Origin of the sequence: Kitasatospora griseola, assembly GCF_044999035.1 — a bacterium.
Classification (GTDB): domain Bacteria; phylum Actinomycetota; class Actinomycetes; order Streptomycetales; family Streptomycetaceae; genus Kitasatospora; species Kitasatospora griseola.
This window is the reverse complement of record NZ_CP173360.1, coordinates 1,092,521-1,118,542: the sequence shown is the minus strand read 5'-3', so window position 1 is coordinate 1,118,542 and position 26,022 is coordinate 1,092,521. Positions and strand designations below refer to the sequence as shown.

The window sequence follows — 26,022 nt, the reverse complement described above, 5'->3', positions numbered from 1 at the left end:
CAATCATCTAGTGGACGCCGAGCCAGGACTTGATCGGGGCGAGGGCGAAGTAGACGACGAAGACGACCGTGAGGATCCACATCAGCACCCCGGGCTCGCGCCACTTGCCGGTGCCGGCCTGGACGACCGTCCAGGAGACGATGCCGGCCGCGACGCCCGCGGTGATGCTGTAGGTGAAGGGCATGACGACGCTGGTGAGGAAGGCGGGGACGGCGACCTCGCGGTCCGACCAGTCGATGAGCCGGGCCTGACTCATCATCAGCGAGCCGATCACCACCAGCGCGGCGGCGGCGACCTGGACCGGCACGATGGCGGCGAGCGGGGAGAAGAAGAGCATCAGGGAGAAGACGGCTCCGATGACGACGGAGGCCAGGCCGGTGCGGGCGCCGTCGCCGACGCCGGTCGCGGACTCCAGGAAGACGGTCTGTCCGGACGCCCCGGCCACGCCGCCGATCGCGCCGCCCGCACCGTCGATGAACAGCGCCTTCGACAGGCCCGGCATCCGGCCCTTGGAGTCGGCGAGGCCGGCCTCGGTGCCGACGCCGATGATGGTGGCCATCGCGTCGAAGAAGCCGGCCAGGACCAGGGTGAACACCGCGACGGAGGCGCTGATCGCGCCCATGCCCTGCGCGCCGAACGCGCCGAACAGGTCGACGTGGCCGAAGAGGCCGAAGTCGGGTGCGGCGACCGGCGATCCCGGCCAGACCGGCGCCGAGCCGCCCCAGTCGTCGGCGGTCAGGTCGGCGGCCTTGTTGACGATCATCGCGGCCGCGGTGCCGACCGCGAGGCCGATCAGGATCGCGCCGCGCACACCCCGGGCCAGCAGCACGAAGATCAGCAGCAGGGTGAGTGAGAAGAGCAGCACCGGCCAGCCCACGAGTTCGCCGAACGGGCCGAGGGAGAGCGGGGTCGGCCCGCCGGTGTGCACGAATCCGGCCTTGACGAAGCCGACGACGGAGATGAACAGGCCGATGCCGATGGTGATCGCGTGCTTCAGCGCCAGCGGAATGCCGTGCATGATCTTCTCGCGCAGGCCGGACACCACCAGCAGCACGATCAGCAGACCGTAGATCACGCACAGGCCCATCGCCTGCGGCCAGGTGCTGTGCGGCACCACCAGCGCGGAGATCACGCCGGAGACGGACAGGCCGGCGGCGAGTGCGAGCGGCACCTTGCCGAACACGCCCATCACGAGGGTGGTGACGGCGGCGGCGAGCGCGGTGGCGGTGACCAGCTGGGCGTGGTCGAGGCGGTGCCCGGTGACGTCCGCGCCGCTCAGGATGATCGGGTTGAGCAGCAGGATGTAGGCCATCGCCATGAAGGTGGTGAGGCCGCCGCGGACTTCCGTGCCCACGGTGGACCCGCGCGCCGAGATCAGGAAGTACCGGTCCAGCGTGCCGCGCGAGATGGGGCCGGGTTCCGCCGGGGTCTGTGCCATGTCGGTTCCAAGGGGTCAGGGCGTGTCGGTGAGGTGCTCCGGCCGCACCGGGATGCGGGTGAGCGCCTTCCCGGTGGCCTGCCGGATCGCCGCCACGATGGACGGCGTGGCGGAGACGGTCGGGGCCTCGCCGACGCCGCGCAGCCCGTACGGGGCGTGCGGGTCGGGGAGTTCGAGGAGTTCCACCGGGATCGGCGGGGTGTCGAGGATGGTCGGGATCAGGTAGTCGGTGAACGAGGCGTTGCGCACCTTGCCGTCCGTCAGCACGATCTCCTCCATCACCGCCAGGCCCAGCGCCTGCGTGCAGCCGCCGTGGATCTGGCCGACCACGGCGAGCGGGTTGAGCGCCCGGCCGACGTCCTGAACGGCCGTCAGTTCGACCACTCTGACCAGACCGAGCTCCACATCCACGTCCACCACGGCGCGGTTCGCGCAGAAGGAGTACTGGACGTGGCCGAAACCCTGGCCGGTCTCCGGGTCCAGCGCGGCGGTCGGCCGGTGGCGGTGCACCCGGGTCTGCTCGACGGGCTCGTCGCCGAGCAGCTCGGCCAGCGGGGCGAGCACCCCGGCGGAGGCGGACACCACCTGACCGCCCGTCAGCGTCAGGTCGCGGTGCGTCCAGCCGTACCGGCGGCGGCCCCGGTCGAGCAGCACCTCGCGGACGGCCTCGGCGGCGAGCTTGACCGCGCCGCCCGTCATGTACGTCTGCCGGGACGCCGAGGTGGAGCCGGCCGAGCCGATCCCGGTGGTGGCGGGGTGGATGGTGACCCGCTCGACGCCGAGCTCGGTGCGGGCGATCTGGGCGTGCACGGTGATGCCGCCCTGGCCGACCTCGGCCGCCGCGGTGTGCACCAGGGCGACCGGCTCGCCGCCGATCACCTCCAGCCGGACCCGGGCGGTCGAGTAGTCGTCGAAGCCCTCGGAGAAGCCGACGTTCTTGATGCCCACCGAGTAGCCGACGCCGCGCACGATGCCCTCGCCGTGCGAGGTGTTGGACAGCGCGCCCGGCAGCGCGCGCTGGTCGGACGGGTCGAGCGGCGGCGGCAGCGGCCGGTCCTTGGCGCGCTGCAGCAGCTCGGCGACCGGCGCGGGCGCGTCGATCGGCTGCCCCGTCGGCATCAGGTCGCCCTGCGCGACGGCGTTCAGCTGCCGCAGCTCCACCGGGTCCATGCCGAGCGCGGCCGCCAGCCGGTCCATCTGCGACTCGTAGCCGAACGCGGCCTGCACCGCGCCGAAGCCGCGCATCGCGCCGCAGGGCGGGTTGTTGGAGTACAGCGCGAGGGCGTGCATCCGGACGTTCGGGATGACGTACGGGCCGTGGCCGAGCGAGGCGGCGTTGCCGGCCACGGCGGCCGAGGTGGAGGCGTACGCGCCGCCGTCCAGCACGATCCGGCAGTCCGCGAAGACCAGCTTCCCGTCCCGGGTGGCGCCGTGCTCGTAGCGCATCCGGGCGGGGTGGCGGTGCACGTGGCCGAAGAACGACTCGTCGCGGGAGTACACGATCTTGACGGGCTTTCGGGTGTGCAGCGCCAGCAGGCAGGCGTGGATCTGCATCGACAGGTCCTCGCGGCCGCCGAACGCGCCGCCCACCCCCGCCAGCGTCAGCCGGATCTTCTCCTCCGGCAGGGCCAGCACCGGGGCCATCTGCTGCCGGTCCACGTGCAGCCACTGGGTGGCGATGTACAGGTCCACGCCGCCGTCCTCGGCGGGCACCGCGAGACCCGACTCGGGGCCGAGGAACGCCTGGTCCTGCATGCCGACCTCGTACTCGCCCGCCACGACCACGTCCGCCAGCGCCCGCACCTCGTCGGTGACGCCGCGGCCCGCCACCAGCCGCTGCTCGTGGCAGAGGTTGCCGTGCGCGCGGGCCTTGTACTCGTGCGGCTCGTGGACGTACCCGTGGGTCTCCGGATCCAGGCACTGCTGCTCGGTGGTGATCGGGGTGAGCACCTCGTAGTCGACGACGATCCGCTTCGCCGCCCGGCGGGCCGTCTCCGGATGGTCGGCGGCCACCAAGGCGACCGGCTCGCCCTGGTAGCGGACCTTGTCGACGGCCAGGGCCGGCTGGTCGGCGATCTCCAGACCGTAGAACTTGGCGCCCGGGATGTCCTCGTGGGTGAGCACCGCGTGGACGCCGGGGACGGCGAGGGCCGCCGAGACGTCGACGGAGCGGATGTTCGCGCGCGGGTGCGGGGAGCGCAGCGCCGTGCCCCACAGCATGTCCTCGTGCCACAGGTCGGAGGAGTAGGCGAACTCGCCCTTCACCTTCAACGTGCCGTCGGGCCGCAGCGGGGACTGCCCGATGCCGTCCTTGGACGCCTGGTCGATCCGCTGCAGGTTCTTCTCGGCCTGGACCGGACGGGTCGTCGTCATTCCCCGCCCCCCGCCCCTGCGATGCGGGCCGAGGCCAGCCGCACCGCGTCCATGATCTTCTCGTAGCCGGTGCAGCGGCACAGGTTGCCCGACAGCGCCTCGCGGATGTCGGCGTCGGACGGGCGCGGGTGCTGGGCCAGCAGGGCGTCGGTCTGCACCAGCAGGCCGGGCGTGCAGAAGCCGCACTGCACGGCGCCCGCGTCCAGGAACGCCTGCTGGACGGGGCCCAGCCCGCCGTCCGGGCCGGCCAGGCCCTCCACGGTGCGGACCTCGCGGCCCTGCACCTGACCGGCCGCCACCAGGCAGGCGCAGACCGGCACCCCGTCCAGGTAGACGGTGCAGGAGCCGCACTCGCCCTGCTCGCAGGCGTTCTTCGAGCCCGGCAGGCCGACCCGCTCGCGCAACACGTACAGCAGCGACTCGCCCTCCCACACGTCGTCGGCCTCGACCGGCCGGCCGTTCGCGGTGAACACCACCCTCATGCGGTCCTCCCCAGCTGCTCGCGGTAGTCGTTCCAGCACCAGGCCAGCGTGCGCCGGGCCAGCACCGCCAGGGCGTGCCGCCGGTACGCGGCGGTGCCCCGGACGTCGTCGATCGGATCGGCGGCGGCCGCCACCAGCTCGCCGAAACGCCGCACCACCTCCGGGGCCGGCGGGTCGCCGGACTCCCAGGCCAGCGCGTCCGCCAGGTACGCCTCGGCCCGCGCGGCCCGGCGCGGCGTCGGCGCGGCCGAGCCCAGGCCGGTGCCGACCGTGCGGTCCGCCGGGTGCAGCGCGAGGGCGAACGCGCACACCGCGATCACCATCGCGTTGCGGGTGCCGACCTTGGAGAACTGCTGCGGGCCGTCGGCGACCGGGATCCGCACCGCCCGGATCAGCTCGTCCGGGGCCAGGCAGTGGCGTTTCACCCCGAGGTAGAACTCGTCGATCGGGATCAGCCGCACCCCGCGCACCGAGTGCGCCTCCACCCGCACCCCGCGGCCCGCGGCCAGCAGCGCCGGATGCGCGTCGCCGGCCGGCGAGGCCGCGCCCAGGTTGCCGCCGACACTGCCCCGGTTGCGGATCTGCGGCGAGCCCACGGTCCGTGCCGCCAACGCCAGCCCCGGCAGCGGAACGGACAGCTCGTCGATGATCCGGGCGTACGGCACGGCCGCGCCCAGCCGCACCGACGACCCGTCGGTGCTCCAGTCCGTCAGTTCGCCGACCCGGTTCAGGTCGAGGATCGCGGACGGCCGGCGCAGGTCGAAGTTCAGCTCGACCATCACGTCGGTGCCGCCGGAGACCGGCAGCGCCCCGGGGTGCTCGGCCATCGCCACGAGCGCCTCGTCCCAGGTCGCGGGCCGAAGGAACTCCATGCGGTGCCTCCTCTCTTCGCCGGCGGACGGGGGTCCGGCGCCCCGGCCGGGGGTGGCCCGGCCGACCGCCCGGCGGGCACCGCGGTGCAGCCCGGCGGCGTGCAGGCCAGTGAACCGCCGCGGCCGGGGCCGCCGGCAGTCACCGATGGCACGAGGGCCGACGGTGCGCAGCCGCACTGTCCTGTACGTTCGTCCAATGTGGACGATCCGCCGGCCCACCCGGGTCACCCTGGGCCGTCCTCGCCCCGGAATCACCCCCACGATCCACCCGCAGCACCCGCAGCACCCGCCGCACCGTCACGAAGGGCCCCGTCCATGCGCGTCCGCGACCTGCTCGCCCCCGGCGCACCCCGACTGCGCCTGCTCGCCGGCGAGGAGGAGCTCGACCGGCAGGTCACCGGAGTGATGACCACCGACCTCCAGGACCCGGGGCGGTTCCTGCACGGCGGCGAACTCGTCCTCACCGGCATGCTGTGGCGCACCGGCCCCGCCGACTCCGCGCGCTTCGTGCGCACCCTGGTGGCCGGCGGCGCCGCCGCGCTCGGGGCCGGCGAGGTGGAGGTCGGCCCCGTCCCCGACGACCTGGTCGCCGCCTGCCGACGCCACCGGCTGCCGCTGCTCGCCGTCCCCGACGACATCGCCTTCGGCGCCGTCACCGAGTACGTCGGCCGGCACGTCTCCGCCGGCCGCGCCGCCGACCTCGCCGCGCTGGTCGACCGGCACCGGCTGCTGGTGTCCGCCGCCGGCGCGGGCGGCCTGGACGCCGTCCTCGACCTGCTCGGCGGCGACCTCGACCTGGACTGCTGGGTGCTCACCCCCACCGGCCAGGTGGTCGCCGGCCCCGCCGACCGCCTCGCCCCCGAGGACCGCGACCGCCTCGCCCGCACCCACCTCGCCGCCCAGCAGCGCGGCCAGCGCCCCCCGCACCGGGTCCGCCTCGCCGACGGCGCCTACTCGCTGCTGCCCGCCGCCGAGGCCGCCACCGGCACCCCGCTCGCCGACTGGATCCTCGCCGTGGCCGGCGACCTCACCGAATGGCCCGCCAAGCGCCGCCAGCTCGCCGAGAACCTGGCCCGGCTGGTCGCCGCCGAACGCACCCGCCGCGACGACGGCCGCCGGCTGCGCCGCCGGATCGCCGACGAGCTCCTCGCCCTGCTCCGGCGTGACGCCGACCCCGCCGACATCGCCCGCGTCCTGCACGGCGAGGGCCGGCCGCACTGGCTGGTGCTGTCCGCCGACGCCGCCGGCCTGCCCGACGGCGCGCTGCGCCCCGTCCTCGAAGAGGCGCTGCCGGCCACCGCCCTGGTCGCCGCGGACGGCCCGACCGGCGCCGTCGCCGTGCTGCCTGCCCCCGACACCGCCGTCCCTGCCGCCGCCGCTCCCACCGACGACGTGCGCGCGCTGCTGGCCCCGCTGGAGGCCGGACTCGACGCCGGGAGCCGGATCACCGTCGGCGTCGCCGCGCCCGTCGCCGAGTCGGGCGGCCTGCGCGGCGCCCTGGAGGAGGCCCGGCACGCCCGCCGGGTCGCCGACGCCCGGGCCGGCCGGATACGGGTCGCCGGCCCCGAGGACCTCGCCTCGCACGTGCTGCTGCTGGCCGCCGTCCCCGACGAGGTCCGGCGGGCGTTCCGGTCCCGGCTGCTCGACCCCGTCACCGCCTACGACCGGGAGCACCAGGCCGACCTGCTGCACACCCTGGCCGCGTTCCTGCGCGCCGACGGCTCCTGGACGCGCTGCGCCGCCCAGCTGCACGTGCACGTCAACACGCTGCGCTACCGGATCGGCCGGATCGAGGAGCTCACCGGCCGCGACCTGTCCCGGCTGGAGGACCGGGTCGACTTCTACCTGGCCCTCCAGCCGGGCTGACGGGCCGCCACTGTCCCGGCACGCGGCGGTGCCTTCGGGCCGGAGGAACCGGTTCCGAAGGCGCCGATGGCGACCAGCGGTTTCCGCTCCCGACGATCAGCGGCAGAAACCGCCCTTTAGGGTCGGCGCCCATCCGCACCCGGGTACTTCTGCGAGTAGTTCACCGGTGCGATGTCCGAGGCTTGAGACGAATCACGGAGGTTTGATCGAAATTCTCCGCCGATCGTCGAGCTACAAGATGGCTCTGCTGTGTCGATCGGCGACACTTGGGGGATGTCTGTCCATGTATAGGAAATGATGTCCAATTTGTCCGAATGTATTTGCCCGATTGGGGTGCATTTTCCCTGCGGATGCAATGGCAATTTCGTCAAGCGCCGCCCGATGGTTGCATTTCACACTTGCGCGGCCCCCTTGGCCTAGAACATGGCGGAACCGGGATGAGACATTGACCTGTTATTGACCTGTCTGGTAGTCCTTCGTCGGCTCTCATTGGGAGGGCATGACAAGGAGCGCCATTACATGCGGTCTTCTTCTCTACACACGGGCGGACGCCTGCGAAAAGTCGCGGGCGTCGTATCCCTGATGCTGATAGCCGAGACAGGTTTGGCTGCTCTCAGTACCGGGCAGGCTTTTTCGGCCTCCCCGAGCGTCGTTACTCTGGCCAGCGGCGCACCGGGCACACCGAGCGGATGGGGGCTGACCACGTGGTCCGTCAACCCCTACAGCGGGATTCGCTACACCGCGAACGCCACGCCGACGCTGTGGGCTAACGCTGTCAACGCCAACGGCTCTACTTATCAGGCGCAGTTCGAGATCAGTGCGGAACCGACAGCCGCCGACACCACGTACACGTACACCGGTAGCTCCGGCACCACTGCGTCGGGGGTCAACGCACTTCTCGTCGTTCCCACGGCCAACGCGCTTCCCAACGGAAAGCACCTGAGGGTGCGGTCTCGGGCTTTCAACGGGGCGGACTACAGCGCGTGGACGGACTACACCACGTTCACTGTCGACACCACCCAGCCGGTCGCGCCGACCGTCTCCTGCAACGGATTCCCCCAGAACAGCTGGAACGCCGCGCCGAACGGGGCCATCACCTGCACGTTCAGCACGACCTCCGCGGACGGCGCGGGGTACGACTGGGGTCTGGACGACCTCAACACCCCCAACCGATTGCGTGACACCACCACCGGCACCGGCGGCGCCTCCCTCCAGGTGAGCATCACGCCCGACCAGGGCTGGCACATGCTCTCGGTCCGGACGGTGAATGTCGCCGGAAACCTGTCGGCGAACACGGTGTCCTACGGGTTCGGTATCGGCGCGGACGGCGTGGGCCTGCTCGCGCCGGCGGACGGTTCACGTTCGGCGCGCCGGATCATGCTCTCCGCGAAGGGGCGAACCGACTACACCGGTGCGACCTACGAGTACCGCTTCGGCGAGGCCGACGCCTGGAAGCAGGTGCCCGCTGCCGACGTCATCCGAGTCTCCACCGGCTCTGCCGTCACCTGGCCTGTCCAGGTAACCGGCGGCAGCCCGGCGGACCTGAGCTGGAACGTGACGTCCTCGCTCGCGCAGGACGGCCCGATCGAGGTGCGCGCGAAGTTCACCGGCTCGGCCTCCACGGGGTATTCGGACAGCAGCTCGGTCACGGTCGACCGCAACGCGGGCCCGGCGCCGGACCAGGCCATCGGGCCCGGCAACCTGAACCCGCTCACCGGTGACTACTCCATCACCTCGACCGATGCCTCGTTCTTCGGTCTCTCCGTGACCCGCACGGCTTCCTCCCGCCGTCCTACGGCCGGCGCACAGCAGACCGGACAGGCGGCCATCTTCGGGCCGCAGTGGTCCTCCGGGACGCTCGCGCAGGAGACCGATTCGAGCTGGCGCTACGTCGAGCAGACCTCCCCGACCGCAGTCTCCGTGGTCGACTCCTCCGGTGCGCGGACGGGCTTCACCGCTGCCGCCAACGGCAGTTGGACCCCCGAGCCGGGCGCCGAGAAGCTGACCCTGACCGGACAGCCGACCGGCTCCTTCACCCTGACGGACACCGACGGCCGCTCCACCGTCTTCGCCAAGGCCTCCGGCGCCACCGTCTGGAACGCCGCGACCACCTCGCTGCCGACCGCAGCCTCCACCTCTACGGTGGTCTCCGAGACGGTCACGGCCAGCGGCAGCACGTTCGTGCGACCGAAGTACCTGATTGGCGCCACCAGCGCGGTCAGTGCCGCCACCTGCTCGGCCACCCCGTCGACCGCGGGCTGCCGAGTGCTGGAGCTCGTGTACGCCAACTCGACCACGGCCACCGCGAGCGCGTTCGGCGACTACTCCGGGCAGGTGTCCACGATCAATCTGTGGTCGACTGTCCCGGGTGCCGGCACGGCCACGGCCGTGGCGGTCAGCAAGTACGCCTACGACGCGTCCGGCTTCCTGCGCGAGTCCTGGGACCCCCGGATCAGCACTCCACTGAAGACGGCGTACACCTACGACAGTGCCGGACGGGTCGTCAGCCTGACCCCGCCCGGGGAACTGGCCTGGACCTTCAGTTACGGCCAGGCGGGCGGTGCCGCCACCTCGGGTGACGGCATGCTGCTCTCGGTCTCCCGCCCGACCCTGGTGCAGGGTTCGGCCGACCAGACGGCCGGTACCGCGACCACCAACGTGGTCTATGGAGTGCCGCTCAGCGGGTCGGCGGCGCCGTACCGGATGGGCGCCCAGGATGTGGCGGCATGGGGTCAGCGCGACATTCCCACTGACGCGACCGCGATTTTCCCGCCGGACCAGGTGCCCGCCTCGCACAACGGCAGCGCGCTGGGTGCGGGAAGCTACACCCGGGCATCCATCTCCTATATCGACGCTTCCGGTCTGGGTGTGAACAGTGCGCTGCCCGGCGGTGCGATCTCCACCACCCAGCACGATCGCTTCGGCAACACCATCCGCTCGCTGACCGCTGCGAACCGCTCGCTGGCCCTCGGCCTGACCAATGCCGACCAGGCCGCCCTTGGTGAGCTTGGGATAGCCCAGCTGGCCACCGACGACCGGGCCGAACTGCTCACGACGTTCGCGCTCTACAATGCGAGCGGCACTCGGCTCCTCGAGCAGTTCGGCCCGCTGCGGCGGGTGGAGCTCACCTCCGACTTCAAGTCGGGCGACAAGGTGCTGTTTCCGACGGGGACGGTGGTCTCGGCGAATTCCTGGTCCATTAACGAGTACGACAGCGACCGTCCCACCGACGGCACGGCCACGGTCAGCGACAAGCTGACGCTGACCATCTCCGGCCTGCGGGTCCTCGGTCTCGACTCGATCATCGCCGACCGGCGGATCACCCGGACCGAGTACGACTGGGCCAAGGGCATGCCCACGCTGAGCGTCAAGGACTCCGGCGGTCTCAATCTGATCACCGGCACCGGCTACAACGCCCAGGGCAAGGTCACCGCCATCAATCTTCCTGGCAGCACCGGCGATGACGCGGCCAGCCGCACCACCGTCTACTGGTCCGGCAGCGGCACTGGCTGGTGCAAGGGGCGCCCGGAGTGGGCCGACATGGTGTGCTGGACGGGCCCGTCCGGCAGCATCACCGGAGGCGGATCCAACCCGACCGAGTTGGTCGACTCCCTGTTCAGCTACGACCGGTACGGTCAGGCTACCGAGATCGCCGAGACCTCCGGCAGCGGCTACCGGACCACCGCACTGGGCTACGACGCAGCCGGCCGACAGACCACGACGACCGTCACCGGAAACGTGGGCCAGGCCATCCCGTCCGTGACCACCGGCTACGACTCGGCGACTGGACGTCCTGTCACCACCAGCTCGTCGACGGGGGGCACGATCACCCGGCGCTACGACAAGCTCGGCCGTCCGATCTCCTACACCGACGCCGACGGCGGCACGTCCAGCAGCACGTTCGACGACCTGAACCGGCCCGTCACGATCACGGACAGCGCGCCTTCCACAACCACCTACACCTACGACACCTCGGTCGAGCCGACCGGCGTGGCGACCAAGATCGTGGACTCGGTCGCAGGCACCTTCACCGCGCTCTTCAACGCTGACGGGGCGATCACCAAGGAGACCCTGCCCGGCGGTTACACGCTGACCCAGGCGCTCGACGCCACCGGCAGCGCCACCAACCGCACCTACACTCGGGACAGCGACGGCGCCGTCCTGCTGGCCGACTCCGTCACCCGCTCGATCCACGGCGAGGTTGCCACGCACTCCGCCGCCACCGGCGGTGCGACCTCCCAGAAGTACTCCTACGACCGCGCGGGCCGCCTGACAGAGGTCCGCGACACTGTCAACTCGGTCTGCACGCAGCGCACTTACACGCTCGACAAGCGGTCCAACCGGGTCGCCCAGACTGCCGCGACCGGTGGTACGGACGGTACCTGCCCGACCAGCGGCCCGACCACCGTGCACAACTACGACACCGGCGACCGTCTGGTGGACAGCGGCTACGTCTACGACACGCTCGGGCGCACCACCGCGCTGCCCGGGTCCACGGTGGGCTACTACACCAACGACCGCGCGTACCAGCTGACCACCGGCAGCCAGCGGCAGACCTGGGCGCTGGACTCGGGCTTCCGCTTCCGCAGCTGGACTACCGAGACCAACACCTCGGGGACCTGGAGCCGGACCGGCAGCAAGGTCAACCACTACTCCGGCGACATCGACAGCCCACGCTGGATCAACGAGGACGCAAACGGCACGATCACCCGCAACGTCGCCGACCTGACCGGTGACCTGGCCGCTACCACCGGCAAGACTGGCTCGACCGTCCTCCAGCTCACCAACGTGCACGGCGACGTGGCCGTCCAACTCCCGCTGGCCACTCCGACCGCGCCGACCGTGCTCGACTACGACGAGTTCGGCAACCCGCGTGCCGGCCAGACCGGGACGCGCTACGGCTGGCTGGGCGGCAAGGCCCGCTCCGCCGAGACGGCCGCAGGCCTGACCCTGATGGGGGCGCGTCTCTACAACTCCGCCACCGGTCGCTTCCTGTCCGTCGACCCCGTCCCGGGCGGCTCGGCGAACTCGTACGAGTACGCCAACCAGGACCCGGTCAACCGGTTCGACCTTGACGGCCAGAAGGTGAGCTGCGGCATGCCCAGTTGTGACTGGCGAGCCCCCACTCCCTGGTACCGGCTCTATGACTACTGGGACACCACACGGTGGTACCCCTCGACCTACAACTCACTGCCCAAATACATGAAGGCCTTCCTGCAGTCCCTGCAGGGTGTCTTCATGACCGGTTGCTATGTGGAGGGGACGGCCTGGCGGTACCGCTATCGCAAAACGCTGTACAAGCGATATGTGGGCTACAGCGTCCAGTACTGGAGCAAGGACCTCGGTCGTATGGAGTCCCAGTCCCGGATCACCGTCTGGGTCAATTTCTTCGGAAGCTTCTCCAAGACCTCCTACTGGGACGACGGAAGGTACAGCCAGTGACCGAGGGGAGCACCCCATGTCGGTCGCCCAAGCGGTGCTGATCGTGGCGGAGATCGCGGCGGCGCTCTACGCACTGCGCCCTCTCGGCCGAAACCGCACCCTTGGCTGGTGGGTAGCCCTTGCCCTCACCAGTGCAGCGGGGTGGGCCCTACCACACCTCTACCCGTATGGGCGGGCAACACCACTGTCGCTCGCCTTGCAGGGGGCGGCCGCACTGGCCCTCCTCGGCGTTGGCATCGGCCGGGGCCGACAGTAAAAAAGCTTCGGTCCCTGAGATCAGATCTCGGGGACCGAAGGCTTTAAAGTCTTCCCTCTATGGGCCCCCGGTGCCTGGAGCCGGCCGACGAGGTGATGCCAGGCGGGCCGGCCGTCCCGGACGGGCCGGCCGAGACGTCGGCCGGGCGGAGGATCGGACCCGCGGGCGGCATCACCACGTCATCTCGCCGTCAGGCGACGCCGCGGCGCCGACCGCGTGGGCGGCGCGGGTAGGGGAACAGCCGCGGCCTGCGCTTCGCCGCGACGTCCTCGACCCAGCCGAACACCAGCACCAGCAGGGCCAGCAGCGGAAGCCCCACCAGCAGGGTGAACCACGGGCTGGAGAGCAGCCATGGCAGGTGCTGCTCGAAGAACGGGATCTTCCACAGTGGGTCGATCAGCGGCACCGCCGCCACCAGCGCCACCTCGTGCCACAGGTAGACGCTCACCGCGCGCGCGTTCAACAGGCTCACCAGGCCGTTCCAGAGCTCCAGCCGCGCCGGCCAGCGCTCCCACGACGGGCTGATGTGCAGCAGCATCGCCACGAAGCCGAACGACCACAGCGCCTGCGCGATCGGCCAGTCCTCGATGGTGCTGCGTACGGTCGGATCCACCGGACGGGTCTGCAGGTACCAGAAGCCCGCCACCATGATCAGCGGCGCGATCGACGGCAGGACGTACTGCGGGATCCGGCGCAGCAGTCCCTCCTGGTGCGCCATGCCGAGGATCCAGCAGGAGCCGAAGGTGGTGAAGTCGCCCGCGGCCTCCCAGACCCGGCCGTACACGAACTCCGGGTCGGTGAGGAAGAGGTTCAGGCCGATCGACACCGCCAGCGGCGCGAACAGCGTCACCAGCGGGAACCGGCGCAGCGCCCGCAGCAGCAGCGGCGACAGCAGCACGAACCACACGTAGGCCCGCAGGTACCAGAGCGGGACGACCAGCTGGGCCGCCCAGGTCGACTCCACCAGGTGGTGGAAGCCGGACAGCTCGTCGGCGTACGGTGGGGTGCTCAGCGGCAGCACCCAGAACGCCAGCTTGCCCCACCACCAGTTCGGGTGGCCCTCGGAGTCGGGCCCCCAGCCGTCGACGATCTGCAGCGTCAGCAGGACCGCGCCGAACAGCCACATCGGCGGCAGCAGACGGCGCAGGCGGCCGCGGATCACGCCCAGCGCGGGGCGGCTCAGCGAACGCGTCATCAGTGAGCCGGCCAGCGCGAACATCACGCCCATCGAGGGGAAGACGATGGGTAGCCAGAACCAGCCGAAGTTGTGGAACAGCACCACGCGGACCAGCGCCAGGGCGCGCAGCAGGTCGAGGTAGCGGTCGCGGCCGCCGGTGCGGGCGGGCGGCGGCGGGTCGGCGGGCAGCTCCCGGCGCAGCTGCTCGGGGATCCGCAGCCGAATGGTGTCGCTCATGGTCAGCCCTCCACCGGTGCGGCGGCGACCTCGCCGGTGCGCCGGAGCTTCTGCCAGCGCAGCCGGCCACCGGTGAACGCGGTGATCGTGGACTGCAGCAGGACGATGTACATCAGCTGCCGGTACACCACCTGCTGGATCGGCAGGCTGATCAGGTGCCAGGGCTTCTCCCGGTCGAGCCGGAAGGCGTACCAGGACAGCAGCGCCTGCAGCGCGATGAAGGCGCCCCAGCTGGCCAGCGTGATCGGGGCGTCCGTGAACAGCACGCCGTACAGCAGGAACAGGTCGACCAGCGGCGCCAGCAGCGGGGCGACCACGCCGAACAGCACCACCAGCGGCAGTCCGATCCGGCCGAAGCGGCCGGCCGGGCCGCGGGCGATCACCGCGCGGCGGTGCTTCCACATCGCCTGCATGGAGCCGTAGCTCCAGCGGTAGCGCTGCGACCAGAGCTGCTGGAGGCTGGCCGGCGCCTCGGTCCAGGCGCGGGCGCGCTCGGCGTAGACGATCCGCCAGCCGTCGCTGAGCACCGCCATGGTGATGTCGGTGTCCTCGGCGAGGGTGTCGTCGCTCATCCCGCCGACCCGCCGCAGCGCCTCCTTGCGGAACGCGCCGACCGCGCCGGGGATGGTCGGGATGACGTTCAGCACGTCGTACATCCGGCGGTCCAGGTTGTGGCCGAGCACGTACTCGATGTGCTGCCAGGCGCCGATCAGGCTCTCCCGGTTGCCGACCTTGGCGTTGCCCGCGACCGCGCCGATCTTCGGATCGCCGAACGGCTGGACCAGCTCGCGCACCGTCGACGGCTCGAACACGGTGTCGCCGTCCATCATCACCACGATGTCGTACGAGGCCGCCGCGACGCCGGCGTTGAGCGCGCTGGGCTTGCCGCCGTTGACCTTGCGGATCAGCCGGACGAACGGCAGGTTCATCTCCTCGACGATGTCCGCGGTGCCGTCCGTCGAGCCGTCGTCGATGACGATCACCTCGATCGGATAGTCACTGGCCGCCAACGAGTTCAGGGTGTTGGCGATGCACTCGCGCTCGTTGTACGCCGGGACCAGCACGGTGACCGGCCGGGTGACGGGCGGCCCCCAGGCGCCCTGCCGCTTGGAGCGGCGGGCGTGGATCGGGGCGAGCACGATCATCAGCGCGAACCGGCCGAAGTTCAGGAAGCCGACCAGGGCCATCAGGCCGACCAGCACCGGCAGGGTGTGCACGGCGACCTGGGTCGCCCAGATGAAGCCCTTGCCCGCCCACAGCTGGAAACCGTGCACCGGCACCGTCCCGGGGGAGGCGCCGAGCGCGTCGGAGATGGTGGTGAAGCGGTAGCCCTCGCCCTGGAGCTTGACGATGATCTGCTCCAGCGCGGCGACCGTCTCGGCGCGGTCGCCGCCCGCGTCGTGCAGCAGGATCAGCTCGCCCGCGCCCGGCGTGGCGGGCATCGCCGCCTTGACGATCTCCTCGACGCCGGGACGCTTCCAGTCGTCGGTGTCGCGGTCGATGAACGCCGTCAGGTAGCCGTGCGCGCCCACGTACTTGATGACCGGGTAGTTCCAGTCGTCCAGCGCCGCGGAGTTGGAGGAGTACGGCGGCCGGAACAGCGAGCTGTGCACGCCCGCGACGCCGGCCAGCGCCAGCTGGGTCTGCGCCAGCTCCCAGCTGATCCGGGCGTGCGACTGGTACACCAGGTCGGGGTGGGTGAAGGTGTGCAGGCCGATCTCGTGGCCGCCCGCGACGATCTGCCGGATCAGCTCCGGGTTGCGGGTGGTCATCGCGCCGGTCACGAAGAAGTCCGCCCGGATGTCGTGCGCCTTCAGCACGTCCAGGACCTTCGGCGTCCACTCCGGCGAGGGGCCGTCGTCGAAGCTCAGCACCACCGTCTTGTCGGGGATCCGGTAGCTGACCGGGTTCGCCTGCTTGTCCCCGCGCGCGTCGATCACCGGGCCGCCGTTGAGCAGGTTCTCCGGGACGGTGTCCTTGTCGACGGAGACGGCGATCCGGGTGTCGTGGAACACCTCGTTGGTGGCCAGCCCGCGCAGCACCAGCAGCGCCAGCAGGCACGCCAGCAGGGACAGCGGCATGACGAAGCGCAACGGCGGCGCGGCCAGTCGGCGCGGCCTCAGCAGGGACTGCCGGCGGCGCTGGTGGCGGGACAAATGGCGCTCCTGGAAAGGGTGGTGCGGATGGATCAGGGGTACGTGGCCGACCGGGTCAGGGGTGCTTGGTCGACTTCCCCGAGGGCGTCGCCCCGTGCGTCCCGGTGCTGGGTTTCGTGGTGCCGGCCGAGTTGCCCGGCCGCGGCGACGTGGAGCGGGTGGGCGTCCCGGACGAGGACGCGGACGGGGACGCGGACGGCGAGGGGGACGGGGCGGCCGACGGAGCTGCGGCCGGCGCGGGCTGCGCCGGGATCTCCATCGCCGGGGCGTCCGCCTGAACGCCGATCAGACTGCCGCCCATCGCGACCGCCAGCACCGCGCCCACCACCGACACCGGCCAGCCGAGCCCGCGCAGCAGCCTGCCGCGCAGCCCGGACTCGTCGACGAACACCGGTTCGGGCAGTGGCTCCTCGGCCTCCGGGCCGGGTGTGCCGGGCTGGATCAGGTGCTCCGATCCGCGCTCGGAGGAAGGCATGGCAGAGCGCACCGAGCGAGGCCTTTCAGGGCAGGGAGGGAAGGTGTGAAGACCGCGGGAGCGTAACTCGAACGCTAGTGCACCGTCCTGGGACGAATTGGGCCCGATGTCCACTTTCGACGCGTTCCGCGTCAGGGTTGTAATCGGATCGAGACCCCTACCGGTCCGTACCAGGTTCAGACCTGTGTACGGATTGTCGATCAAGGCCCCGCCCGCCCCGGCCGGGCCGTCCCCGCGGCGAAGCCGGAGGTGAGCACGGTTAGGATGACCGCCTCCGACCGGTCGTCGATCACCGCGCAGCAGGCGTGTTCCAGCTGACACCGCTGCGCCCCAAGGAGTTTGTGTGCGCCAGCCCCGCCGCTTTCCGCGCCCTCGTGCGTGGAGCGTGATCACGCTGCCGACCCTGCTGTGCGCGCTCGCGGCGTGCACCGGCGACCCTGCCTCCGGTGGAGACTCCGGCGCGAAGGGCACGTCCGCCGCCAGTGCCTCGCCGACGCCCAGCGGTCCGCCGGGAACGATGTTCGACACCTTCAAGTACAGCGGCCCCGACGACCCCGCCTTCGCCGCGCACGGCTGGCAGGTCCGCGACGGCGGCGGCGGCCCCGGCGTCAAGGACACCTGGTCCGCGGCCGGCGCCTCGTTCCCCGCCGACCCGACGGCGCAGGGCGGCCGGGCGCTGCAGCTGCGCTCGTCCACCGACGGCACCAAGCAGGGCACCAAGCAGGTCGAGGTCCAGAGCACCCGCACCAACCTGTTCCACGGGACCTTCGCCGCCCGGATCCACTTCAGCGACAAGCCCTCGACCGGCCGCACCGGCGACCACGTCGTGCAGACCTACTTCCCGATCTCGCCCGCCGACGACTCGGCGAACTACAGCGAACTCGACTTCGAGTACCTGCCGAACGGCGGCTGGGGCGCGCCGGGCCCGAAGCTCGACACCACCAGCTGGTTCAAGGCCGACCCGCCGGACCGCGTCACCCGCGCGGCCAAGCAGCGGATGGAGGGCTGGCACACCATGGTGATCACCGCCATGGACGGGAAGGTCGTCTACTCCATGGACGGCAAGGAGCTGTTCACCAGCTCCGACAAGTACGTCGCGCGCGAGAAGATGGACATCCACTTCAGCAACTGGTTCATCGACCTGCTGCCCTCGATCACGGGCCAGCGCAGCTGGGACATGAAGGTCAACTGGTTCTACTACAAGGCCGACCAGGCGCTCTCCCCGGCCGACGTCCAGCAGGCGGTGGACGGCTTCTACGGCGCGGGCACCGACTACGTCAACACGCTGCCGAAGTCCTGACCTCGCGCCACGCGAAGGGCCCGGCCGCCGTACGGGACGCTGTTGGTTAATGCGGGCCTGATGGCACTTCGCCCCGTTGCTTATGCGGCGGGGCGGTGTGCTGTCAGGGGGCTGGTGCGGGTGCGGGCGTGGGGTTTGCCGGTGAGCCAGGCGTCGATGCGGATCAGGTTGACGGCGGCGCCGGTGAGTTGATGTTGGAGGCTGGTCTTCGGCAGGCCTCGGTAGCGGGATCGGCGCAGGCCGCAGGCCTGTACTGCTTGGGAGACGGTCCCCTCGACCCCTGCGCGGATCTTGTAGCGGTCCTTCCACTCGTCGGTCCGCTGGAGAGCTCGTGCCTGTTGGAGTGCTTCGTATTCGTCGCGGGGCCTGAGGTTGATCTCCCGGCGTTGGGCCGTCGGGGAGTTGACGCATTGCCGCAGTTGGGGGCAGGTGCGGCAGTCGGCCGGGGAGAAGCGGACCCGGACGGTCGGCAGGCCGTCCTCCGAGCGGCGCTGGTGCCACTGTGTGCTGGTGGTGCCGTTCGGGCAGGTCACGCGCCGGTTGTCCCAGTCGATGGTGAACGCGTCCTGTCCGAAGGCGGCCTCGCCGCGGGCGTGCGGGACGGTCACGGCCTTCAGTGGCCCGTGCAGCGCGACCCCGCGGTCACGGCGGGCGGCGACCATCGCGCCGCTGTTGGCGTAGCCGGTGTCGACCCAGTGCTCGTCCGGCAGCAGGTCGCGCCCCGCGAGGCCGGCATGGACCACGGCGGCCATCCGGTCGTCGGGGACGGTGGCGACGGTGGTGGCCACGTTCGTGACCAGGTGCACGTGCCCCGGCTCGCACGTCTCGGTGAGATGGACCTTGTAGCCGTCCCAGAAGGTGTCGCGCTTGACGCTGCCCCTCGCGTCGGGGTCATAGGGCGTGACCAGGCGCTTCGCGCCCGGCGGCCGGTCTTTTGGGTCCCGCGGCACCACCTCGCCCTCCACCAGGTGGAACTCCTGGACCCACAGCCTGCGCAGGAACTCCACCTCCGCGAGTGCCCGAAGCCGGGCGGGCGCTCCGTCCGCCCGGGTCATCTCCAGCAGTCGCGTCCCGTCCGCACCGATCCGGCGCCCCACCTCGGCCCGCTTGGCCTGGGCCTTCGGGAAGCGGGAGTCCTCGATCCGGGTCGCGTAGTGCGTGAACCACTCCGGCGGGGCGTGGACGGCGAGCCAGTTGGGCTCGGCTCGGGCCACCGCGTTCAGCGCCGCCCGCAGACTCTCCCCGACCAGCTCCAGCCGGTTCAGCTCCCGCGCGGCGGACAGCACGTGGGTGGAGTCCGTCCGGGCCCTGCCGCCCTTGCCGACCAGCCCCTTCTCCCGGGCGGCGGCCAGGATGCCGTCCAGCACCGACCGGCCGCCGTCCGCGCCCACCAGCCGGTCCCGGAACTCCGACAGCACGGAGAAGTCGAAGCCCGGATCGGTCAGTTCCAGCCCCAGCGCGTACTTCCAGTCGATCCGGGCCCGCACCGACTCGGCGGCCTGCCGGTCGGTCAGGCCCTCGACGAACTGCAGCACCGCCACCAGCGCCAGCCGCGCCGGCGACCAGGCAGGCCTGCCCCGCACCGCGAACAGGCCCACGAACCCCTCATCGGTGAACAGCGGCCCCAGCTCGTCCCTGACCCGGATCGCCAGGCTCCCCTTCGGGAACGCCGCCCGCGCCACCCGCACCGTCTCCGCCGGGATCTCCCCAGACCCCTTCGGCTGCATCGACACCCGCACCCACCCCAAACGACAACGTCGGCCTTCAAGACCACAACTGAGTCTTGAAGACCGACGTCACGCACAAGCCCGCATTAACCAACAGCGTCCGAGTGCGGCCGGGCCCTCGTGCGTGCGGGGCATCAGTGCTGGGCGTCAGTGCTGGGCGGGGATGATCGTGGTCAGCCAGGTGAAGATGCTCGGGACCAGCTGCTTCCAGACGTCGCTGCTGTGCGGGCCGGTGGTCTCCTGCGTGGTCACCGTGGTCGGGGCCTTGGCCGCGGCCTTCAGCGCCTCGCCGCCCTCCAGGCCGTCGCCCTTGTTGCCGGTGACGTACAGCGCGACCTTCGGCGGGGTCTTGGCGTTCTTCAGGATGTACAGCGGGTTGGAGATCTCCTTCAGGTGCGGGTCCTTCGCGGTCAGCGACTGGCCCTCCGCACCCGGGTCGTTGTAGCCGGAGAGGCTGATGCCGGCCCGGTAGCGGTCCGGGTGCTCCAGCGCCAGCTTGGCCGCGCAGTGCCCGCCCGCGGAGTAGCCGGCCACCGCCCAGCGCTCGGCCGAGGTGTCGACCCGGAAGTTGTCCAGCACCATCTGCGGAACGTCCCGGGACAGCCAGGTGTCGGCGTTGACCTTGCCGGGCACGTCCGCGCAGCCGGTGTCGGTGGAGTCGCCCAGCAGGTTGGTGCGCGGCGAGATCAGGATGAACGGGGCGACCTGTCCGCTCTGCATCATCGGCTTCAGCTGCTCGGAGACCCGCAGCGTGCCGTACCAGGTCTTCGAGGAGCCCGGCCAGCCCGGCAGCAGCTCGACCACCGGGAAGGTCTTGTCCTTGTACGCCGGGTCGTTGTACTGCGGCGGCAGCCAGACCAGCACCTCGCCGTCGACACCGGAGACCGCGCCCTTCAGATCGGTGGTCTGCACGTCGTTCGGCACCTTCGGGTCACCGACCGGCTTGAACTGCTGGATCACCTTGTTGCGCTGCGGCTTGGAGTCGTTGCCCGGGGCGGCGCTGCCGCCGGCCTCGGCCTGCACGTTCGGCACGGCGCGGACGTGGTTGCCGGTGCCCAGCAGGTCGTCCCAGCTGCCGTAGATCAGGTTGGCGTTGTTCACCATGACGAAGACCATCATCACCGCGGTGATCTGACAGACCAGCAGCATCACGATCCGGGACAGCACCTGGACCGGCTGCGGCCCGCGGACCCGGCCCCACAGCAGCAGCGCGGCCGCGATGGAGATCGGCACCAGGATGATCGTCAGAATAAGGAAAGGGGTGCCTGTCAGCTGCATCGGGTCTCTCGAATCGGGTCGTCCGGCCGTCCGGGGCAGGGTCCCCCGGTTCGCACATCACACTTGTCAGACTGCGTCAAACACACGATCAGTTGCTGGCGACACCCGCAGAAACCTGAGAGGAACATCACGTTTTCGTGAGAATCCGCTGTGCGTTCGCGGCCTAGTCTGCCAGCTCGTTCGAACCCCTCCCGCACCAGCCCGAAGCTTTTACCGAAACCAGGAGCATTCATTCCGTGACCAGTGCCAACGGCCCCGCCCGCCCCGCCCTGCCCAGCCTGCTGGGCCTCGGCCCGCGCGCCGAACGCCGCCGCCGCACCCTGCCCGCCGGAGTGCTGCGACTGCCCACCATCGGCGTCGACATCGGCGGCACCAAGGTGGTCGCCGGCGTGGTCGACGGCGAAGGCCGGGTGCTGGACCGGCTGCGCACCGAGACCCCCGACAAGAGCAAGAGCCCCAAGGTGGTCGAGGACGTCATCGTCGACCTCGTCCTCCAGCTCGCCGACAAGCACGACGTCCACGCCGTCGGCGTCGGCGCGGCCGGCTGGGTCGACTCCGAACGCTCCACCGTGCTGTTCGCCCCCCACCTGAACTGGCGGAACGAACCCCTCCAGGAGGCGCTAAGCTCCCGGCTGCGCTTCCCCGTGGTGGTCGAGAACGACGCCAACGCCGCCGCCTGGGCCGAATGGCGGTTCGGCGCCGGCCGCGGCGAGGACCACATGGTGATGATCACCCTCGGCACCGGCATCGGCGGCGCGGTCGTCCGCGACGGCTACGTGGACCGCGGCAAGCACGGCCTGGCCGGCGAGTTCGGCCACATGCAGGTGGTCCCCGGCGGCCACCGCTGCCCGTGCGGCAACCGCGGCTGCTGGGAGCAGTACTCCTCCGGCAACGCGCTGGTCCGCGAGGCCCGCGAACTCGTCGCCGAGGAGTCCCCGGTGGTCCAGCCGCTGCTCGCCCGGGCCGGCGGCAGCCCGCTCGGCATCACCGGCCCGCTGGTCACCGAAGCCGCCCGCGACGGCGACGCCGTCGCCACCGAGCTGCTCTACGAGGTCGGCCGCTGGCTCGGCGTCGGCATCGCCAACCTGGCCGCCGCGCTCGACCCCGGCCGGTTCGTCGTCGGCGGCGGCGTCAGCGAGGCCGGCGACCTCCTGCTCGGCCCCGCCCAGGACGCCTTCCGCCGCACCCTCACCGGCCGCGGCTTCCGCCCCGAGGCCGAGATCGTCCACGCCGCCCTCGGCAACGAGGCCGGCCTGGTCGGCGCGGCGGACCTCGCCCGCCAGGTCGCCCGCCGGTTCCGCACGGTCAAGCGCCGGCGGGTGGAACGCGAGCCGCTGACGCGGGGACTACTGGGCGGCGGCGCGAGCCGCTGACGCGGGGTCTGCTCCCGGGGACCGGTGCAGTGCCTGCCGTGGTGGTGGGGTGATCCGCTGGCGTGGGGCTTGTCGGGGTCGGGTTTCTCGGTGAGTTGCCGGGGCGGGCCTGCTGGTGTCGGGCTGTGTCTCGTCGGCGCGGGTCTGCCGTCTGCCGGTGCGGCCTCCCGCTGATGCGGGGCCTGCTCCTGGGGACCGGTGCGGTGCATGCCGTGGTCGTGGGGCGAGCCGCTGGCGTAGCGCCTGCTGGGTGGTGGTGCGGGCCGCTGACGTGGGGCCTGTCGGGGTCGGGCGTCTTCGTGGGTCGCCGGGACGGACCTGCTGGTGCCGGGCCGTGCTTCGCCGGCGCGGGTCTGCCGTCTGCCGGTGCGGCCTTCCGCTGACGCGGGGTCTGCTCCCGGGGGCGGGTGTGGTGCCTGTCGTGGTTCTGGGGTGATCCGCTGGCGTGGGGCTTGTCGGGGTCGGGTTTTTCGGCGAGTTGCCGGGGCGGGTCTGTCGTCCGGTGGTGCGGCCTCCCGCTGACGCGGGGCCTGCCGTGGCTGTGGCGTGATCCGCTGACGTGGGGCTTGTCGGGGTCGGGTTTCTTCGTGGGTCGCCGGGGCGGGCCTGCCGGTGCCGGGCCGTGCTCCGCCGGCGCGGGTCTGCCGTCCGTCGGCGCGGCAGCACGCCGGCGCGGGGCCCTGCGGGGAAGGCGGTTCGTGTCGGTGCGGTCTGAGGGTGCGACAGGATCGTTTCGGCGTGCGGCAGTTGGCCGAACGTGCCGTTGTCGAGTGCGTGGCGGGTGTGGGAGAACGGGAGACCGATGCCGTCCCAGGGAGGCCGTATGAGACCCCTCGTCCGTCTCGTCCCCGCATTCGCACTCGTCACCGGACTGCTCTGCACTGCCGCGCCCGCGCAGGCCGACCAGGCCGTCGTCGCCGGGAAACAGCCCGAGGCGGTGGGCTGGGGCGGAGCGGTGAGCAGCGTGGACGCCGACGCCACCGCCGCCGGGCTGGAGGTGTTGCGGCGCGGCGGCAACGCCGTGGACGCCGCGGTCGCCACCGCGGCCGCGCTCGGGGTGACCGAACCGTACTCGGCGGGTATCGGCGGCGGCGGGTACTTCGTGTACTACGACGCCCGGACCGGGAAGGTCACCACCCTCGACGGGCGGGAGACCGCCTCCCGGACGGCCGACAGCTCGCTGTTCCTGGAGAACGGGCAGCCGTTGGCGTTCAACGACGCCGTCACCAGCGGCCTGTCCGTCGGCGTGCCCGGCACGGCCGCCACCTGGGAGCAGGCGCTGCGCCGCTGGGGCAGCCGCGATCTGGCCGAGGTGCTGAAACCGGCCGAGCGGATCGCCGACCGCGGGTTCACCGTCGACCAGACCTTCCAGGACCAGACCGCCCTCAACCAGGCCCGGTTCCAGGACTTCCCGGCCAGCCGGGCGCTGTTCCTGCCGAACGGCAAGCTGCCGGTCGTCGGTTCCACCCTGCGCAACCCCGATCTCGCCGCCACCTACCGGGAGTTGGGCCGGACCGACACCGCCGCGCTGTACCGCGGCCCGATCGGCGCCGACATTGTCCGGACCCTCCAGCACCCGCCCGTCGACCCGGCGTCCGGGCGCAACGCCCGCCCCGGGAAGGTCGACGCCGCGGACCTGGCGGCCTACCAGGTCCGGCAGCAGGACCCGACGCACGTCACCTACCGCGGCCTGGACGTGTACGGCATCGCCCCGTCCTCCTCCGGCGGGACGACCGTCGGCGAGGCGCTGAACATCCTCGGCACCAGCAGCCGCGCCGACCTCGCCGACCCCGTCCAGTACGACCACCGCTTCCTGGAGGCCAGCCGGATCTCCTTCGCCGACCGCAACCGCTGGGTCGGCGACCCGCGCGCCGTGCAGGTGCCGACCCGTCAGCTCCTCGACCCGGCCTACGGCGCGTCACGGGCCTGCCTGATCGACCCGAAGCACGCGCTGACCAGCCCGCTCGCCCCCGGCGACCCCTACCACCCGGCGGCCTGCGCCAGCAGCGGACAGCCGGTCGCCGAACCGTACGAGGGCCTGAGCACCACCCACCTGACGGTCGCCGACCGGTGGGGCAACGTGGTCGCCTACACGCTGACGATCGAGCAGACCGGCGGCAGCGGCATCGCCGTGCCCGGCCGGGGCTTCCTGCTCAACAACGAGCTGACCGACTTCAACTTCGCGCCGCTCACCCCGGGCGTCCCCGACCCCAACCTGCCCGGCCCGGCCAAGCGCCCGCGCTCCTCGATCTCGCCGACCATCGTGCTGAAGGACGGCAAGCCGTACCTGGCGGCCGGCTCGCCCGGCGGCGCCTCCATCATCACCACCGTGCTGCAGGTGCTGACCGGGCGGATCGACCGCGGCCTGACGCTGGAACAGGCCATCGCCGCGCCCCGCGCCAGCCAGCGCAACACCGCCGCCACCCAGGCCGAACCGGCCTTCCTCGCCTCGCCCGAGGCGGCGAAGCTCCAGGCCATGGGCCACGTGTTCACCAGCACCCCGGAGATCGGCGCCGCCACCGGCATCGAACGCCTCCCCGACGGCCGCTGGCTGGCCGCCGCCGAACCCGTCCGCCGCGGCGGGGGAGCGGCCGCGGTGGTGCATCCGTCCCGCTGAGCCGTCGCCTGCCGGGCGCTGTCGGCGCCGGGCGGTATGTTCGGACGGGGTGCCCGGCCCGGTGCCGCGCGCCCCGTCCGTCCGTACCGCCGAGGGAAGGCCGCCGTGACCGTCCGCATCGCCACCTGGAACATCAACTCCGTGACCGCCCGGCTGCCCAAGCTGCTGGAGTGGCTGGAGTCCGCCAAGCCGGACGTGCTCTGCCTGCAGGAACTCAAGTGCACCACCGAGGCGTTCCCCGCCGAGGCGATCGGCGAGCTCGGCTACCGGAGCGCCGCGCACGGCACCGGCCGGTGGAACGGCGTCGCCGTGCTGTCCCGGATCGGCCTGGACGACGTGGTCCGCGACCTGCCCGGCCAGCCCGGGTACCTCGCCGAGGACGCGATGCTCCCCGTGGTCGAGCCGCGCGCGGTCGCCGCGACCTGCGGCCCCGTCCGGGTCTGGTCGGTGTACGTGCCCAACGGCCGCGAGGTCGACCACGCCCACTACCGCTACAAGCTGGAGTGGCTGGCCGCGCTGCGCGACGCCGTCCGCGAGGACACCGCCGGCGACCGCCCGTTCGCCGTCCTCGGCGACTACAACATCGCCCCCGCGGACGAGGACGTCTACGACATCGCCGCCTTCGAGGGCCTCACCCACGTCACCGCGCCCGAGCGCGCCGCACTTACGGCCCTCCAGGAGATCGGCCTGCAGGACGTGGTGCCCCGCCCGCTCAAGTACGACCACCCCTACACCTATTGGGACTACCGCCAGCTGGCCTTCCCGAAGAACCGCGGCATGCGGATCGACCTCACCTACGCCAACAAGCCGTTCGCGGACGCGGTGTCGGACAGCTACGTCGACCGCGAGGCCCGCAAGGGCAAGGGGACGTCGGACCACGCGCCCGTGGTGGTCGACCTGGACCTCTGACCGGCCGTCAGGGGGCTGGCTGCCCGGTCGGCGCGGGTGGCCGA

Annotated in this window: 15 protein-coding genes; 6 read left to right on the top strand and 9 right to left on the bottom strand. The window is 71.7% G+C overall.

The window, feature by feature from the left end:
- Nucleotides 1-7: 7 nt before the first annotated feature.
- The 4 genes from ACI1MP_RS05410 to ACI1MP_RS05395 are packed head-to-tail and all read right to left on the bottom strand — an operon-like array spanning nucleotide 8 to nucleotide 5,165.
- Nucleotides 8-1,438 (bottom strand): NCS2 family permease, encoded by a 1,431-nt coding sequence (locus ACI1MP_RS05410; RefSeq protein ID WP_404867868.1) that lies wholly within the window; start codon nucleotides 1,436-1,438, stop codon nucleotides 8-10.
- Nucleotides 1,439-1,453: 15 nt separating this feature from the next.
- Nucleotides 1,454-3,811: a xanthine dehydrogenase subunit D gene (pucD, locus tag ACI1MP_RS05405; RefSeq protein WP_404867867.1), complete on the bottom strand. Its 2,358-nt coding sequence runs from the start codon at nucleotides 3,809-3,811 to the stop codon at nucleotides 1,454-1,456.
- Nucleotides 3,808-4,293 carry a (2Fe-2S)-binding protein gene (locus tag ACI1MP_RS05400; RefSeq protein ID WP_363469953.1) on the bottom strand — a complete coding sequence of 162 codons (486 nt, stop codon included), beginning with the start codon at nucleotides 4,291-4,293 and terminating at the stop codon, nucleotides 3,808-3,810. Before ACI1MP_RS05400 ends, pucD begins: the two co-directional genes overlap by 4 nt.
- On the bottom strand, nucleotides 4,290-5,165 hold the full coding sequence (locus ACI1MP_RS05395; protein WP_404867866.1) for an FAD binding domain-containing protein: 876 nt from the start codon (nucleotides 5,163-5,165) through the stop codon (nucleotides 4,290-4,292). The genes ACI1MP_RS05400 and ACI1MP_RS05395 overlap by 4 nt, the downstream gene beginning before the upstream one ends.
- A 315-nt stretch (nucleotides 5,166-5,480) precedes the next feature.
- Between ACI1MP_RS05395 and ACI1MP_RS05390 the strand changes: the two genes are divergently transcribed.
- A complete protein-coding gene (locus ACI1MP_RS05390) occupies nucleotides 5,481-7,031 on the top strand; it encodes a PucR family transcriptional regulator (RefSeq protein WP_404867865.1) in 1,551 nt (516 codons plus the stop codon).
- Between the two features lie 519 nt (nucleotides 7,032-7,550).
- The gene (locus ACI1MP_RS05385) at nucleotides 7,551-12,473 is read left to right on the top strand and encodes an RHS repeat-associated core domain-containing protein (protein WP_380340181.1); all 4,923 of its coding nucleotides are present in this window, start codon (nucleotides 7,551-7,553) and stop codon (nucleotides 12,471-12,473) included.
- Between the two features lie 446 nt (nucleotides 12,474-12,919).
- On the opposite strand, the gene ACI1MP_RS05380 is transcribed toward ACI1MP_RS05385, so the two are convergent.
- The 3 genes from ACI1MP_RS05380 to ACI1MP_RS05370 all read right to left on the bottom strand — a co-directional run bounded on the left by ACI1MP_RS05380 (nucleotide 12,920) and on the right by ACI1MP_RS05370 (nucleotide 16,774).
- The gene (locus tag ACI1MP_RS05380; RefSeq protein WP_380340178.1) at nucleotides 12,920-14,143 is read right to left on the bottom strand and encodes an acyltransferase family protein; all 1,224 of its coding nucleotides are present in this window, start codon (nucleotides 14,141-14,143) and stop codon (nucleotides 12,920-12,922) included.
- A gap of 2 nt (nucleotides 14,144-14,145) precedes the next feature.
- A complete protein-coding gene (locus ACI1MP_RS05375; protein ID WP_380340464.1) occupies nucleotides 14,146-16,236 on the bottom strand; it encodes a bifunctional polysaccharide deacetylase/glycosyltransferase family 2 protein in 2,091 nt (696 codons plus the stop codon).
- A 118-nt stretch (nucleotides 16,237-16,354) separates the two neighbouring features.
- On the bottom strand, nucleotides 16,355-16,774 hold the full coding sequence (locus ACI1MP_RS05370) for a hypothetical protein (RefSeq protein WP_404867864.1): 420 nt from the start codon (nucleotides 16,772-16,774) through the stop codon (nucleotides 16,355-16,357).
- Between the two features lie 385 nt (nucleotides 16,775-17,159).
- On the opposite strand from ACI1MP_RS05370, the gene ACI1MP_RS05365 reads away from it, so the two are divergent.
- Nucleotides 17,160-18,074 (top strand): glycoside hydrolase family 16 protein, encoded by a 915-nt coding sequence (locus ACI1MP_RS05365; protein WP_404867863.1) that lies wholly within the window; start codon nucleotides 17,160-17,162, stop codon nucleotides 18,072-18,074.
- Between the two features lie 80 nt (nucleotides 18,075-18,154).
- Here ACI1MP_RS05365 and ACI1MP_RS05360 read toward each other — a convergent pair whose 3' ends face one another.
- Entirely contained in the window at nucleotides 18,155-19,807 is a 1,653-nt protein-coding gene (locus tag ACI1MP_RS05360) for an IS1182 family transposase (protein ID WP_404867862.1), read from the bottom strand.
- A 141-nt stretch (nucleotides 19,808-19,948) separates the two neighbouring features.
- Complete coding sequence (locus tag ACI1MP_RS05355; protein ID WP_380332819.1) at nucleotides 19,949-21,034, bottom strand: alpha/beta hydrolase; 1,086 nt, start codon at nucleotides 21,032-21,034, stop codon at nucleotides 19,949-19,951.
- A gap of 281 nt (nucleotides 21,035-21,315) precedes the next feature.
- On the opposite strand from ACI1MP_RS05355, the gene ACI1MP_RS05350 reads away from it, so the two are divergent.
- The 3 genes from ACI1MP_RS05350 to ACI1MP_RS05340 all read left to right on the top strand — a co-directional run bounded on the left by ACI1MP_RS05350 (nucleotide 21,316) and on the right by ACI1MP_RS05340 (nucleotide 25,978).
- Entirely contained in the window at nucleotides 21,316-22,452 is a 1,137-nt protein-coding gene (locus tag ACI1MP_RS05350; protein ID WP_100584862.1) for an ROK family glucokinase, read from the top strand.
- An 823-nt stretch (nucleotides 22,453-23,275) separates the two neighbouring features.
- Nucleotides 23,276-25,069 (top strand): gamma-glutamyltransferase, encoded by a 1,794-nt coding sequence (ggt, locus tag ACI1MP_RS05345; protein WP_404867861.1) that lies wholly within the window; start codon nucleotides 23,276-23,278, stop codon nucleotides 25,067-25,069.
- A 105-nt stretch (nucleotides 25,070-25,174) separates the two neighbouring features.
- Nucleotides 25,175-25,978, top strand: a complete 804-nt coding sequence (locus ACI1MP_RS05340) for an exodeoxyribonuclease III (RefSeq protein WP_404867860.1) — start codon at nucleotides 25,175-25,177, stop codon at nucleotides 25,976-25,978.
- The last annotated feature ends 44 nt before the right edge of the window (nucleotides 25,979-26,022 follow it).